Source organism: Microcoleus sp. S28C3, assembly GCF_036700785.1.
In the GTDB taxonomy this organism is placed as follows: Bacteria; Cyanobacteriota; Cyanobacteriia; order Cyanobacteriales; family Microcoleaceae; genus Microcoleus; species Microcoleus asticus.
In genome coordinates, this window is record NZ_JAUBPO010000132.1 from 1 (window position 1) to 15,264 (window position 15,264).

Genomic DNA, 15,264 nt, shown 5'->3' on the forward strand with positions numbered 1-15,264 from the left:
GCTGCCTATCTTTTTTTACCACAAGTTGGCTCAATCCTTACTAACTATGAGTTTCAGGCGGGTTGTCACCCCCCCAGTACAGGATTAGGACGTAAAAAAACTGCTTTCGAGCCAAAATCAGCGATTCGCTCTAATTCCGATACCATTTCTTCAATTTCATGTCGAGCTAAAGTTGCGAAACTCCGATCGGCCTAACTGACCTATTCCTCTCAAAAACAGCCCTCGGTTTCAAAGCAATTCTCAGCAACAGCCACAGCGATCGCCATTCTCCCGGAGTTTCCTGCCGCTTCCACTGGCCCGGGCGACAGTACAGCATTTCGATCAAACAGCGGTGCTGGCTAATATTCAGGCGATCGAACGCAATTCGCACAGTGGGAAATTCCGCAAAATTGCACTCTTTTCCATCCCGAAAACTCGACTCTAACTGAGATTTATCCCTCACCAGCTCAATCTTAGCCACAGGAATAAAACAGTTCTCTTCCATAATTTCCAGAGTCGCCGAATCGCAATCAATCAAACCTTTTGCCAAACGACCCTCAGTGCCGAACTCAACAACAGACGGCGCTAGCGATCTCCTTGCTTTGACTGCGGCACTGCAAGGGAGCGCATTTATTTTACCCTGCGATAAAATTGTCTGAACGGCATATTTTGGCAAAATCTCTGCTGGCGTCAAACTCTCTTTACTACCCTTACCTTTCACCGCAAAGCTTGGCCGCTGAGTCAGAGCAACTTCAGCGCCACTTTCCGAAATTACAGTAGTTATACCCCAAAAACTTTTACCGCCAATATTTAATTGTACAACCCTGCGTAAATTGAACCATTCGTAAATGTCCGGCTTAGGAATGTCCACCAAAATTAGTAATGCAATCCCGATCATCAGCAGGTTGTAACCGCTCCAAATCCATCCCAAACTCATTCCTTTTGACAAACAATGTGCACTTTCTGATATTGACTGTACGCTGCACACATTTTTAACTAAATTAATGTTTAAATTGTGCCACAAACTGAAGGCTGTAGCTGCGAACAAGACAATCAAAGGCCATCCCAAATTCCAGTTAAAACTAAAGCGATCGCTCGCAATTCCTTTCGGCGTCACCTGAAACCCTTTCCCAAAGGGATTCAGCATGGAACTCACCACCGTCACCGCTAAAGGAATACACTGGACGAACGAATAAATATCGGAAAGCAAAGCCGATCCCGATCTGCGGTTCAGCCAAGAAAACACAGTAAGTTGTACCAAATAGTAAGGCACGAAAAAGTACAGCAATTCCCGCGCACTTCCCCGCAAAGGAATTATGCCGAAAAACGAATAAGCTAAAGGTATCAACAGATATAAAACCCTGGTTAAACTGGTAAACCAGTGCAGCAATCCTTCCAAATGAGACAGCCTTTGTACGAACCTGAGACCGCGAATTGTTAAAGGATTGGAATCAATAAAAAATGCCTGAAGCGTTCCTCTAGCCCAGCGTAGCCTTTGATTTAGATGAGCTTCAATATTTTCAGCAGCCAAACCAGCACTCAATTTTTCATCTAAATAAACTAAGCGATATCCAGTTGCTGAAAGCCGAATTCCGGTAAAATAATCTTCGCAGATTGAATCTGTGACCAAGCCTCCCGCTGTTTCTAAAGCACTCCGCCTAACTACAAAAGATGTACCGCAACAAACCACGCTATCGGCGCTGTCTTTGATGATTTCAATTTGCCTGTAAAATATTTCTTCTTCCGGCGCGAGCACATTTTCTAAACCTAAATTGCGGGAGATGGGGTCGTGGTTGTAAAAGCTTTGCGGTGTTTGAACCAGGGCGATTTCGGGATTTTGAAAAAATCCCACTGTTCGAGTTAAAAAGTTTTTAGTGGGAATAAAATCTGCATCGAAAACTACAATTAGTTCTCCATTAGTTAGGGCTGTGGCATGATTGATGTTTCCAGCTTTGGCGTGAATATTATCGGGTCTGGTTATATACTCGCATCCCAGTTCTTTTGCCAGCAATTTGATTTCAGGGCGCTTGGTATCGTCGAGCAAATATACTTTTTTGTTAGCGTAATCTAAAGCTTGACAGCCGATTACAGTGCGCCGTAAAATAAACGCCGGTTCGTTGTAAGTTGGGATAAAAATATCTACTGCCGGAGCGAAGTTTCCAGCTTCAACTGCAACTGCCATGCGATCGGCTTCTCGACGCCGATCTTTCATTCTCAGCATTAAATACAGTTGAATACTGGTGTTAAAAACCATTACCATTTCTAGGAAAAACAGCCCCAAACTAAAGATACCGTTGAGGGGATCGGTTAAATTTAGAGTAGCGAGCGATCGCCACAAAACGTAGCGAATGGTTAAAGCTAGAACTATTGCAACTACCACAGCGCGCGACCATTTCTGCGGCTGAGGCGAAATTTTAATTGCAGCTAAAGCAGCCGAAACCAGCACAAAAGTCGGCACTAACAAATACATCTTGCTCGTAGCAGGCACTTGCAGCAACACAGGCGGGTTTTGCTGCCAAGTGTTGATTGTGGCAAAAATACCGCTGACTGTACCTTCATTGGCAAACCAGGCTCCGGCGATCGCACCTGCGAAAGCCAGAGCTCCCAACACGACTAGCGTTGCCGCCGGCACCCGCGAAATTCGCCAAAAGCGGGGTTTCAAGTCTTGAAGGTCAAATCTTGAATTTGTCATAAAATATATTTAAAATTCCCGATTGTACCTGTAACAGTCAGGGTTTCTTGCTGTCCACTTTTTAATCCTGTTAAAAATTCCGAGACACCCCAATGATTGTATTTACATTTTTTAACATTGTGACCCTTGTATGATAGTTGATTTTGCTTGCTAGTGGCAAACCGATCGGCGGGTTCAATCCGGGCAAAGTATAACAGATATTGAAGGAAGTTCGGCAACGGATTCGCTTTCTTCGGAGGTAACGGATGTCAGGAAGAAGTCCGAGAGAAAAAGCAAGAAGGCTTTAAAAAAGCGATCTAGGAGAGAAGTCAGAAGCAATCGAACGCGCGGTGGCTATAACAGCAACATATCCTTGATATTATGTGCGATCGAACAACCGCCATAAAATCCGTTTGTAGTGAGGACAGAGAATCCTCATAAAACTACTAGGAGTGTCAACGTGTATACAAATCAAATAGGATTGCTATCAAAGTATAGCAATCCATATAGTTTAACAATTAGACTAATTTGACATCTAACTAAAGGTAGATAAATTTTATATTAATTTAAAAAAATTACCGCGCTCCCAGCACAAAAACCCAGTCATCAAACAATTAATCAGAAACTGCTAATTCCGAGATTGCATAGCGGGCAACAGCCAAACTAACTCTCGCCTGTTCTATTTCCGACAATTGGGCCCAAGGTCTTTTAGTCGCCACGACCAATTCCACCCCTTCCGAATCAACATCTCGCATGGCATAAGCCAAAGGACGCGCCAACACCTGCAAATCTTCCTCATCCCACTGAGGCAAAATATCTAACACGCACTCTACCATTTGGTCAGCTAAAGATTGATACTTAACAGTTGCGTTTTGTACGCTTTGAGCGATGCTGGCGAGAAAATCTTGAGGAACGCGAGTAAATTTTTCGCGCAAAGACTTTTGCAGAGCAGTCGTCAGCCAAACTTGTTCTAATTGCGAAAATAAAACTTGCGACTTCAGGGCAATATCGCTGTCGCTGAAGGAATCAGACAGCGCAAATTCCTGCTCTGCGGCACTCAAATAAGATTCTGATTCAAGCTGTGCAGGATTCCAGGGATAAGCAACATCAGCCTGAACTATTGTGGCGAGAAGTTCCATCTGGGCTTGAGTTTGTGAGTCGCGAAAATATTCAGAATCAGGAGATTGAGTAGCCATGATGTAATACCTCAGGGGGAAAAGGAAAATTATAGAAGGGGGACTGTGCCAAGAGCTAGTTGCGAGCTATCAGTGGTAAGTAACTCTTTTAAATTAAGACTGGAGATTCAACGCCCAGAACTTTGCTGTGCCGCTCGCCCCTCGCCTTCATTAGCTACACCCGCATCTTAATTCGTTCCGCAATCAGTCTCACTGTAGCCCGAAGTTTTTGGAACCTCAATAGTGAACTCAAAAATCTGACCTTGAGAACTGCCAAATTTTAGCTGAGTGCCGCTGCGCAGCAGCAATTCTTGGTGGTGAACTCTCTGCCATCCCTCAGGCCCCAAAACTAGAGTCCCGTAGCGAGAAAAATCCCGCAGGAAGTAGCTAGGTTCTTCCCGGCTATCTCCGATACTGTTTCTGCAGAAAATCTCGGCGTGTTTTTGAGAAACCCACTGTTCTCGAATCACTACGTCGTTTTCTTCCCAGCGTCCGACTCGAACCATACCCGCGCGAATCGGCCAAACCTGATTGGTCGATTCGGTGGATTTGGCATTTGGTCGATCGCGCCCCCGCAAATAAGCACAAGACGGCAACCGTCCCAGCCAAGTAGAAGAATTTAAAGGCAATTCAGTTTTTAGGTCATCAACCAGCTCAGTTAGCTGCCCGTCAAACTCAGGGTGCATATACAGCACCGGCAGCGTCCAAGCCGGTTGATTGAACTTGTAGAGCGTCAGTAACTGCTGTCTGGCGACGGCGACTGCCCGATCGACCGACATCCGTCCGGCCAAAGCTTGGGCAAAAGTTTGGATAAAACTCAGGGCCTCGCGATCGGCGATCGAGTCCCGCATCCCCAACACCGCAGGCACCCCGTGATGGATCAGTACCTCAGCCAAACTGCTGCGGGCGATCGCCTGTTGCTGGCCGTTAGTTGAGTGCAGCATCTCCACCGCCGGCTGAGCTCCCCAGCAGGCATTAAAAACCGCCAGAGTCACGCGGCAGCGAACTAAAACCTGAGCCAGTTCAGTACCGTTAATCGCCGTTTCCGGCCCCAAAAACAGCAAGCCGCCGTCGGGGCCGGGTATCCCGTGGCCCGCGTAGAACAGAATATTGTAAGCTTGCGTTTCCAGCCGAGAAATGAGTTCCGCCGGAGTAGGTTCGATCAGAGTATCGACACGAGTCGGAACGCTGATGTCAGAATATTTGCCGCTCTCGTCGGTTTGAAAAGCACTTTCCAGAACACCAGCTAGGGCGAGTGCTTCTTCTCCCAACTGCAAATGACCGTTATTGCTGGAAAATTGAGAATTAGCACCGCGGCCGGGTTCTGCTTGTCCCAAAACTAGCAAAATGTTGAGCGAATCCGCAGGCTGCAGGGGTGGCAAAGGTTCAACATTGCTGGTAGTGCGGCTGAACAGCAGTTGCTGCGACAGAGAAATTGCCGGTTGACCTGCTTGAGGCTGCATAATTTCCCAAGGCAAAGCAATTAAATACGGTTCGCGCAAATCTACGCGCACTCGCAGGGGTAGATTTTGCCCGATCGCGATACCTTTACTTTCCTGGAGACTACCTTGAATCGGCCCTTCAAACAGCCACTGCCAAAGATTAATCCCCAAATGCTGCATCAGGCGACTGCTGTAGCTGGCCGGTGGCGGTGGCGGATTCTGCTCCCCCCTGTCGCCCCACCCCGCTTGACCGAGGTGGATCGGCACAGAGGGCGCCGGTGGAGGTAGCTGTAGGGAGTGAGGGGTTCGTTGTTCAGTTTGTGCCAGTATATTCTGGCTGTTTTCCGGCGAGAATATACTGGCATCTGGATTTAGGGGCAATTCGTGAATTGTCCCGGAGGGCGAAAACATTTCCTGCCAAGCTTTCCATGATTGGGATAGGGTATCGGGCCACATACAGTCGTGGTGAACGTACCCGCTGGGATAAGGAGCTTGTAGAACCCAAGTGGCAAAATGGTTTGCCCCAGCGGTTCTCAGGCGAGCGATCGCTATACTGAGGCAAGGACTTTCAGGGCGCGCCATTCACAACTACCGACTCTGGATATAGGGTTGGATTGAGTTTCTCTATTAGTAGTTTATCGGGTTTGGGGTGTGATGGAGTGCGCGAGATTGCTTTGGGAGTTATTACTTTTACTTAGTGCCCAAAAATTTATCTAAATTCGGTACATCTACCCAAGTTCCCGTAGCGTTCGACTCCTGGGTCAAATCCATCAACAACTGCGAGTAAACCCCTTCTCTGAGCGAGGGTATCAACGATTTACCCGAATCTATTGCTTCTACCCACCTATCTACTACTCGAATAAACGGTGCAATTCTCCCGTCTGGATAAACTTGAGGAAACTCCAATCTTTGAGGAATTTTGATTTCAGCTAAAGGTTCTCCACCTTGGGAACCCCACAAGCGAAATCCGTGTACGTAATCTTGCTGGTTGTCGCTTCCCAACATCAACGTACCCTGACTCCCGTATATTTCCACCCAGTGTCCCCGCCCTTGATAAGTAACAGAACTCAAACAAACCTGACAAGGCGTTCCCCCGGCTACTTCCAACATCAACGTGCAAGAATCATCTGCATCAACTAATTTTAAATTTCCCGAATCATTCGGATCGGGCCGCGCCGAAATTCCTGTAATCAAGTGCCCAGAAAGCCTCTGCGGCGGGCCGAACAGCCAGCTAATATAATCAAAAACGTGAGAACCAGTCGCGCCCAAAACTCCGCCGCCACGATCTTTTTGCGCGTACCAATTCCAGGGGCGAGTCGCATCAGCGCGGCTCGACACCAGCCAATCAACCTTAATTAAACGCTTTTCTCCCACATATCCTGTGGCCAATAGTTCTGCTAGCAGTTGCCATGCGGGGATGAATCGAAATTCAAAGTCCATTGTGGCAATTGCTCTGGCACCACCCTTTTTTAAATCGGTTTGAGATTCGCTGTTTGCCAATCGGTAAAGTTCCCTGGCTTCATTGGCTGTCAGGGCTGTGGGTTTTTCTAATAATAAATGCTTGCCTGCTTCTAAGACGGTTTTTGCCATTTCATAATGCAAAAATGGCGGCGTGGAAATGCTGGCACCCGCTACTTCTGGGATGGCTACTATATCGGCGATCGAGTCGCAAGCGTAGGGGATATTATGGCTAGAGGCGATCGCCTTTGCTTTGTCTAAATTCCGGTGGTAAACAGCCACAACCTCTGTCCGGTGATGTGCCTGGAATCCGGGAAGGTGCACTTTTTGACCGAAACCTGTACCGACTACTGCCACGCCAATTTTTGACATAATTTTCTAATTGGGAATTGGGAATTGGGAATTGGGAATTGGGAATTGGTAGCCCCTAACATATAACTAACGACTGCAACATCTGCCTGAAGGTGGATAATTAATCCGTGTATTCGTGTCCTCATCTTTGTCGTACTTGGCTTCTTCCCTCATCCTTCTTCCTTCTTCCTTCTTCCTTCTTCCTTCTCCACCCATTCAATTACTTGTTTTCCCAAACTAACCCCGTCAAACAAGTCAATTTCTCTGATCCCTGTAGGGCTGGTGACATTAACTTCCGTGAGATAACCGCCAATGATATCAATGCCGACAAAGTACAGTCCGTCCCGTTGCAGCACGGGTTCTAACTGAGTGCAAATTTGCAGTTCGCGATCGGTAATTTCTGTTTTTGCGACTCGGCCGCCGACGGCCATGTTGCCGCGAAATTCATTGCCAGTGGGAATACGGTTGATAGCACCGATGGGCTTGCCATCCAACAGTATAATCCGCTTGTCTCCCTCTTTTGCTTCCGGCAGATAAGTCTGAATCATCACTGGAATTTGCCCTTGTTGAGTGCTAATTTCGACCAGGGAGTTGAGATTGCGATCGTCCGCTTCCAAAAACAAAATCCCCTCGCCAGCTTTGCCGCCCAAGGGTTTAAGAACGGCCGCTCCTTTTTTCTCAACAAATTGCCGAATTACCTGCTTGTTTTGAGAAACAATTGTCTCGGGGATCGCTCCCTCAAATTGCAAAGCATACATTTTTTCATTCGCCGCCCGCAATCCTTTGGGACTGTTAACTACCAAAGTTTTAGCCGGATCGATGCCATCTAGAAGGTAAGTAGCGTAGAGGTAAGGAATGTTGACTGGGGGGTCTGTCCGCATAAATACTGCGTCCATTGCTTCGAGAGGCTGCAAAGTAGGCTGTTCCACCTCGTACCAAGCCTCAGCAGCCTCCCAGCGTCCATCTACGACTTTTACAGGGGTGAGTGCTACCCGACTGAGCATTGCCCAGGTTTTGCCGCCGATGACGCTTAGTTCGTTGGCTTGAGTCGCCCAGACTTCGTGACCCAACTCTTGAGCTGCCTCCATCAGCGCTACGCTGGTATCGTGTCCTGGAATTAGTCGCGCGAGGGGATCGATGATGAATGCAAATTTCATTGTCAATTAAAATTAAGAATTGGTCGCAGGAAAATTTGGGCTGACTGAAAATTCGACAGGGAATGCCTTATTTTGCTGCTAGCAGCGGGTCTAGCTGGCCTAGAGCATCAAGTTTGTGCATTTCGTCGCAGCCACCTATGTGTTGGTCGTTAATGAATATTTGTGGCAGGGTGCGGCCTCCGTTGGCTCGATCGGTCATTTGAGCTCGTGCTGCTTCATCTCCGTCGATCGCGTACTCTGTAAAATCCACCCCTTTTCGCTTCAGCAGTGCTTTTGCACGAATGCAAAACGGGCAAGTTCTCCAAGTGTAAATTTCTATTTTAGGGGTCATCGGACGAGCAAATAATAACTATATTTTTTAATTGTAATCTTAACCAATCTTATTTTAATTTTTTAATAGTTGCAGCAAGCAAGCTGTAAAGTTATTATTTATACAATTTCTTTAATTTTAGCCTAAAAATAAAAAAAACACCCACGCTTGAAAAGACGGAGAGAGTTTGAAAACAAGCAGCAGGTTGGGCCTGCCTACCGTTGCTGACCAACCTGCTTGTTTCGTCTTCTGCCGGAACAGATGATTCCTGCGCCTGTCACCATGAGTCCTACCACCATACCGGGTTCAGGGATAGTAGCTCTTGACGGCTTGGACGTGGAGGTGGTGTATATGTTTCCCAAGTCCCCCGCGGCGGGCGCCGTTAGTGGTGGTTCGGTTGCGGGTACTTCCTGTACCGGGTCTGCTGGTGGTGATTCAACTACCTGCTCTTGCGGTACCGGGTCTGCTATGACTGCTGGTGGTGATTCAACTACCTGCTCTTGCTGCACCGGGTCTCGCAGGGATGCTGGTGATGGTGATTCAACTACCTGCTCTTGCGGTACCGGGTCTCGCAGGGATGCTGGTGATGATGAGGTTGTTGCTGATTGCTGGCTGCTTGCCTGGCCTTGCGCGCACTCAGTTGAAAAGTTTCCGGGCCCGCACACATCTACTGCTGAAGCCGGAGGGGCAGCAGCTAGATAGTAAAACGCTGTTGCCATTGTGGCAGAGAGTCCAATTCCTAGTTTTGCCAGTGGCGTAAACATAACTATTTAGTTAAACAGTGGTAAAATCTGAAAATAGAAATAGTCCTAGAGATTAGCGCTGCACGACGGGCAAGGATTTTACAGTTCTTACAATAAATGGATGTTTTCTTTCGCGAGCGCCTGTAAAAGATAGTATAGCGCTTGAGGTGACCGCCCAAACACTTTAAGAATATTATTCTCTTTCACCTTGACCTCGCGTACCGTGGTTTGCACTAGGAAGTGGTTTGCACAGAGTGAAGCAACATCTTTTTGCAACCTCTCAACCAACAGCCGTTACAGCCATTAACAAAGAGTGTTTTTACCTTGACCGCCGCCTCCTGAAATTAATTATTTAACCGAGCGCAAACCAGAGCTGCTGTATTGTACTTTGTAATGCACAATCTGGCTACTCTTCTATAATCTCATGGTTCGACGATATCTGTCCTCAGTATATGTACGTGTATTCCTGACTGTCAACCAGTTAAAAGGAATATTTAAGTATTTACCGAGGGTAGAGGGCGTATTGAATGAGCTGAGCTAGTCGATCGCGGAGACTTTCCATCCCGAGACCTTTGGCGGCAGAAATAAATACGGCTTGAGGAAACTCTTCTCGGGCGAGGGCGAGAGTATCTCCATCTACAGCATCGATTTTGTTAAAAACTACAAGGGCTGGCCCGGGAGTTACGGGCATATCTGTCAAAATATTCATGACCGATCGAATTTGGCTCTGCCACGCGGGATGCGAAAGATCGACAAGGTGCAGCAAAGCATCGGCGTCAGTGACTTCTTCGAGGGTAGCTCGAAAAGCGTCGATCAAGGCGGGGGGCAGTTCCCGAATAAAGCCCACTGTATCTGTGAGGACGATCGACAGCGGTTCCCGAGTGACAGTGCCAGGAATGGTCAACCGTCGCGTTGTGGGGTCGAGAGTGGCAAATAACTGGTCGGCGGCATAAACCTCGGAATTGGTGAGCAGGTTGAGCAGAGTCGATTTACCGGCGTTGGTGTAGCCGACGATCGCCACTGAGGGTACTTCGTGGTGGTGCCGGTTCTGCCGCAGCCGGAAGCGGTGGGCCAGCAGTTGATTTACTTCTTGCTGCAATCGAGAAATGCGTTTGGCGATTGTCCGCCGTTCGGTTTCTAGTTTGGTTTCCCCGGGGCCTCTGGTACCGATGCCGCCGCCCTGCCTGGACATTGCCTGACCGCGACCTCTGAGCCGGGGCAGGGCGTACTCTAGCTGAGCGAGTTCGACTTGCAATTTACCCTCGCTCGATCGAGCTCTTTGGGCAAAGATGTCGAGAATTACCTCTGTTCGATCGACAACGCGAAGACCTATCTGAGTTTCCAAGTTCCGTATTTGTGCGGGGGACAGGTCGCGATCGAATACAACGAGGTTAGCGCTAACCGTCTGAGCGGTGAGGGAAATTTCCTGAACTTTGCCTTCGCCGACGACTGTCTGCGGATTGGGGCGCGATCGTTTTTGGCGCACTGTTTGCAGCACCTGACCCCCGGCGCTTTCAACCAGCCGCGTGATTTCTGCCAGGCCGTCCTCAAAATCCAACTGAGTCATGTGCTGAGTCATTACACCTACCAACAGCACTTTGTCTTGGTCTGCATCGACCTGCTTAGCGACGAACTCTGCTTCAAACTCTGCTTCGAGTCCTTCCACCAAATCCAGAAAGTCTTGGTCGGCGAGCTCGTCCAAATTTAGCGGTTCTGAGATTTTCCAGGGAAAGTGTTGAGTTTTGATTGGTGACTTTTGAATTGAAGGCTCTTCTATTTCATCAGTAGAATCTGGTTCTAACTGAGCGCTCAAAACAGAGAACTCAAAATTTGGCTGGTCTCCCTGGGGTATCAGGTGAGCGAGATAAGCTTCTTGGATGTAACCAGTCGCACCGCCCCCGCGGCGCTGAAATCCTCCGCCGGTCAGTGTCAGCCAAACCAGGGCATCCAGGCGCTGAATTGCCATTGCTGTGAGAGCTGCTTCGCTTGGGGTTTCTGGCTTCAGGTGCGTGGCGATGCAGCGAATGCCGCTGAGGCGACCTCCCCCGTAGCGGGGCAATTCTAAGGGCGCAATCTGCGTTTGGCGGGGTGTACCGACGCCGACGCGAATTACTTGTCCGCGGCGGTTGATGTAGGTGCAGATTGGTTTGTCTATTTCCGTGCTGATGGCCGCGACGCGCTGGGCGAATTCTGCCGTGGTGATGCGATCGCCCGGTAGTCGCTGGTGGTATAGCTTTTCGAGTTGCTTGAGCTGGCTGGACTTTAAACCTTGAAGATTGCCGTAGATGGTTTCGATAACTGTTTCTCCCGATCGATCTGTTTATCTCCTATTTTAATTAACTCAGGGGCGATCGTGTTCGGGTTTTAAGTTGAAATTTACTAAATTTTCTTGCCTCTAGCAGAGCGCGGATTCAGTCTTGTCTAGTCACCAGCGCCGTTGTTTGTCGGTACGGGGCGATCGGGCCTTTCACTGCAGCCTTCTAAACTTGGGGTTGTATTCAGTATCTACAGATACAGGAGCTCGCTGAAAAATTTTGCGCAACAAAAGTTAACACTTTTTTTCTTGTTTCAAAATCCTCCTTTAGACTTGTGTGTAGCTTGAGCCTACAGGCAGATAGCCAAGCAGAAATTAGGTCGCTACCATGAGAAGCGAAACATTGTTAAGGAATGTAAAAACATGGAAACTCGTCCTACTAACTTGCCTCCTACGGCTAATGCTTACAACGGCAAAGATCGGAATGCCTTTTTGTTTGGCTTCAACCCGCAAGCAGAACTTTGGAACGGTCGCTTAGCGATGATCGGTTTCTTAGCTTATTTGCTTTGGGACGCCGCTGGATATAGCGTTCTGCGCGACATTCTTCACTTTCTGCCTACCTACATTGCTCACTAATGAGTAGCTGTATTTCCTGTCTGGCAGCGTGAGTAAATGCCGCCCTTGCCAGACAGGCTAAAAGTTACAAATGGCAGCGAGTAGGGTTTGGTCCTTTGTATCTTCCGTTACTTTTGAATGGCATTAAAAGACTTCTTGATGTGATTCGATGATTACGGGTGGGGGCGCTGTCGCTGGCGCGGTGAATATTAACACCAACAGATATTTATTGCGTAAAGGCGATCGCCCCTTCTGTATTTTTGGTAAGAAATCTCATCAAGCATTTCTGATAGTTTATGAAAAATAGGAGCATCAACGATGATTAACTCAAATTTACTGGCAGTAGTAGAATCCGCTCTGACTGACACAGCATCAGGAACTTGGCAAAAGCCTCTGGTGATGTTTGTCTGCAATATCTTAGCATTGCTAGTTCTCAGCCGCAGAATTTGGTATCCCCACGTCGGGCCGAAAATGCCTTTGCCCTTTCCCTCTCTGTTTAACAATGTTAGCGTACCGGCATTTTTGGCTTGCATGAGCGCCGGTCATTTGCTGGGAGTATTCGCGATTTTGGCGCTAAGTATCGACAAGGCTATCTAGTAGCAATTGCGCGGCTGTTTTGACGATTTCTTGCTGCAATTGATTGGTTAAACGGCTGACAAAAAATGGCAGGGGTAAGTGAAAAGCACTCACCCCTAATTTTAATTTGCTCTATGGAATGACGCAGAAATCGGCTTTTGTACCATGCACTTACAACTAACGGGGCTTAAATAAATTCCAAGCCCAAACTAGCTTGCTCGACAGCAAATACCTCACCGCTGGCTTATAGCGCACCCACAAATCTATAAGATATAGCTGTTGTCAAAGCTTCTAAGACCTCCGTAAAAGTAGTTAAAAACTGTGATGCCCTTAGCAACGACGCCATTCACCCTTCAACTGAATGCCGCTTGAGGATGAAGATTCGTGCAATCCCACAGGAGTCGGAGTGGATTAGCCTTGTGGGCATTGCGAGTTTGAATATGATGCTGACATGAATGTGCCTCTTAATATTGCTGCTTTGGGGGTGTCTGTAAGCCATCCCCAAAGTCCGGGGATGAGTTGTCAACTACAGGGACAATTGTCTCTCTTTCCGATCGCTCAAATCAGAGGCTAAAGCTCAGTGCTTTAGGTCGGAGTAAGCTTACTTTAGGGAATGGGATATAGCCATTTGCGAAATAATTGTGTTAAGCGCGGCATGACCAAATAGGTGAGCAGGATAACAGTCAGACCAGAGATCATCAGAGATGTGAGCAAGGCAGGAAGCCCTGATAGTAGCGGTACCAGCAAACGATTGAGAATAGAAATGGTAAAAAACACTCCCAACCATGTAACTAACGCCATTTTGTAGCGAGGGGGTGGAGCCTTCATCGGTTTATTGGGCAGCGTAAACCAGGTTTCCAATCCGGTGAGGGTTTGAATATCTTCTGGCTTTTCAATCAAAGGCTGCAATCGCTCAATCCACTCTCGCCGAACATCAGATTCAAGCCAGGCCTTGAGATTGTCGTAGCAATCGAACTTGAGAATGACCACGTACTCAGGATGGGCGTGATGCTGGGGTCGAATAGTGCTGACACCAAGATGTCCCTTGGATTTTCGTGCATCTGCGGCGATGCCATGAAACCATGCTTCGTAACCTTCCTCGCGCCCCGGTTTCACGACATGAGAGATCACAGCGGTGACTAGATAGTTTTCTTCACTGGTATTGCTCGCCAACGGTTCTTCCAACATAGAGTTTAGAGAATTAACTGAGAGAAAAGTTTTATTCAGAACAACCACCCTAGAGACACCAAATTGCTGGGCAATTTTCGGCAGCACCTCTTGAAACAGAAGGGAGATTAACGAATGCGATCGCGCAGTTTTGGCATGAGAGGAAATGACTAGCGAGATCCAGCAGCTTGTAAGGCAGTTTGGGCATGGGCGAGATCCTGCGTTTGAGCCTCCTCTCCACCCATGAGATTATCAGCATGGATGACTTCAATATCTGTGATGCCCATAAACCCAAAAATGAGCCGCAGATAGGGTTATTGGAACTCGTAGGCAGAGTGAGGCGTATCTTTTAATTAGCCTGAAATTGTGACCTAGTTCGGCCCAGACCAAGACTTGCAATCATTGACAAGACCTATTAAAAACACCCTCTACGTGACTTACACCCAAGTAGTTGTCACCGCTACGTTCCACGTAAAAGTGATAACCTAGCGATGACAATATTAACTCAGTTAAACACGAGGTAAATAAAGTAGGCGCTTTCTCACTACTTATTGGGAGATCCAGGATTTGCCGTTGCTGCATAGCTGGTCATCAGGTTTTTGTAGTCAGGAATAAACCCTGCTAACAGACTACCCAGTCCTTCAATATCGTTGCGCCAGTCACGGTGCAATTCACACACAACGCTAAACCAATTGAGCAACTGAACTCCAGCACGAGACATTCGATCCCAAGCTGCATAACGACAGGCTTCATCGAAGGTTCCAGAGGCATCGGTGACAACAAAAACCTCATAACCTGCCTCTAAAGCCGAAAGCGCACAAAAAGTAACACATACATCAGTGACAATTCCGGCAATAATCAATTGCTTCTTGCCTGTTGCTTCTACTGCTTTAACAAAGTCCTCGTTGTCCCAAGCGTTGATTTGTCCGGGACGCGGAATAAAGGGAGCATCTGGAAACTTCTCCTTCAGTTCAGGGATGATGACTCCATTGGGGCCTTGCTCAAAGCTAGTTGTCAAAATTGTAGGCAGGTTGAAAAATTTGGCTGCACTTGCCAGCGCCAGCACATTATTTTTGAAGTCGGCTGCACCAATATCACGCACAAGTGAGAACAGTCCAGTTTGATGATCGACCAGCAAAACCGCAGCATTATTCTTGTCTAGACGGTTGTATTTGAATGTAGACATGAGGTATTTTTCCTATTTGGGTTATCGGTGAATGAGGAATTGCAGAATGGAGTCAAGAATCAGAAAGCCTTGAGTTTTACCAATTAAATGTGCTTCCTTATTAACAATACTCCGGACAGTTTTTAAAGAGGGATACGATCGCTTTTGCAGCAGAGAAGTGAAAAAAGTGAGTGCAATCTG

13 protein-coding genes are annotated in these 15,264 nt (G+C 47.6%); 3 read left to right on the forward strand and 10 right to left on the reverse strand.

Features of this window, described 5'->3' with window-relative positions; genetic code table 11:
- Positions 1–166: 166 nt before the first annotated feature.
- The 8 genes from QUA13_RS28135 to hflX all read right to left on the reverse strand — a co-directional run bounded on the left by QUA13_RS28135 (position 167) and on the right by hflX (position 11,429).
- Positions 167–2,671 (reverse strand): glycosyltransferase family 2 protein, encoded by a 2,505-nt coding sequence (locus QUA13_RS28135; protein ID WP_333203848.1) that lies wholly within the window; start codon positions 2,669–2,671, stop codon positions 167–169.
- 593 nt (positions 2,672–3,264) lie between these two features.
- The gene (locus QUA13_RS28140; RefSeq protein WP_333203850.1) at positions 3,265–3,846 is read right to left on the reverse strand and encodes a hypothetical protein; all 582 of its coding nucleotides are present in this window, start codon (positions 3,844–3,846) and stop codon (positions 3,265–3,267) included.
- Between the two features lie 167 nt (positions 3,847–4,013).
- Complete coding sequence (locus QUA13_RS28145) at positions 4,014–5,849, reverse strand: CHAT domain-containing protein (RefSeq protein ID WP_333203852.1); 1,836 nt, start codon at positions 5,847–5,849, stop codon at positions 4,014–4,016.
- A 108-nt stretch (positions 5,850–5,957) separates the two neighbouring features.
- Positions 5,958–7,097: a Gfo/Idh/MocA family oxidoreductase gene (locus QUA13_RS28150; protein ID WP_333203854.1), complete on the reverse strand. Its 1,140-nt coding sequence runs from the start codon at positions 7,095–7,097 to the stop codon at positions 5,958–5,960.
- A 149-nt stretch (positions 7,098–7,246) separates the two neighbouring features.
- Positions 7,247–8,233 (reverse strand): glutathione synthase, encoded by a 987-nt coding sequence (gene gshB / locus QUA13_RS28155; protein WP_333203856.1) that lies wholly within the window; start codon positions 8,231–8,233, stop codon positions 7,247–7,249.
- Positions 8,234–8,300: 67 nt separating this feature from the next.
- Positions 8,301–8,564 (reverse strand): glutaredoxin 3, encoded by a 264-nt coding sequence (gene grxC / locus QUA13_RS28160; protein ID WP_172184245.1) that lies wholly within the window; start codon positions 8,562–8,564, stop codon positions 8,301–8,303.
- Positions 8,565–8,758: 194 nt separating this feature from the next.
- Complete coding sequence (locus QUA13_RS28165; RefSeq protein WP_333203859.1) at positions 8,759–9,307, reverse strand: hypothetical protein; 549 nt, start codon at positions 9,305–9,307, stop codon at positions 8,759–8,761.
- Positions 9,308–9,788: 481 nt separating this feature from the next.
- Positions 9,789–11,429 (reverse strand): GTPase HflX, encoded by a 1,641-nt coding sequence (hflX, locus tag QUA13_RS28170; RefSeq protein ID WP_333203865.1) that lies wholly within the window; start codon positions 11,427–11,429, stop codon positions 9,789–9,791.
- A gap of 4 nt (positions 11,430–11,433) precedes the next feature.
- On the opposite strand from hflX, the gene QUA13_RS28175 reads away from it, so the two are divergent.
- From QUA13_RS28175 to QUA13_RS28185, 3 genes are all read left to right on the forward strand, one after another.
- A complete protein-coding gene (locus QUA13_RS28175) occupies positions 11,434–11,559 on the forward strand; it encodes a hypothetical protein (protein ID WP_263053573.1) in 126 nt (41 codons plus the stop codon).
- Between the two features lie 404 nt (positions 11,560–11,963).
- Positions 11,964–12,176: a chlorophyll a/b-binding protein gene (locus QUA13_RS28180; protein WP_006634547.1), complete on the forward strand. Its 213-nt coding sequence runs from the start codon at positions 11,964–11,966 to the stop codon at positions 12,174–12,176.
- A gap of 297 nt (positions 12,177–12,473) precedes the next feature.
- Positions 12,474–12,752 carry a photosystem I reaction center subunit PsaK gene (locus QUA13_RS28185; protein ID WP_172184248.1) on the forward strand — a complete coding sequence of 93 codons (279 nt, stop codon included), beginning with the start codon at positions 12,474–12,476 and terminating at the stop codon, positions 12,750–12,752.
- Positions 12,753–13,337: 585 nt separating this feature from the next.
- Here QUA13_RS28185 and QUA13_RS28190 read toward each other — a convergent pair.
- Positions 13,338–13,919: an antibiotic biosynthesis monooxygenase gene (locus QUA13_RS28190; RefSeq protein WP_333203861.1), complete on the reverse strand. Its 582-nt coding sequence runs from the start codon at positions 13,917–13,919 to the stop codon at positions 13,338–13,340.
- Positions 13,920–14,442: 523 nt separating this feature from the next.
- A complete protein-coding gene (gene ycaC / locus QUA13_RS28195; protein ID WP_333203863.1) occupies positions 14,443–15,084 on the reverse strand; it encodes an isochorismate family cysteine hydrolase YcaC in 642 nt (213 codons plus the stop codon).
- Positions 15,085–15,264 lie beyond the last annotated feature (180 nt).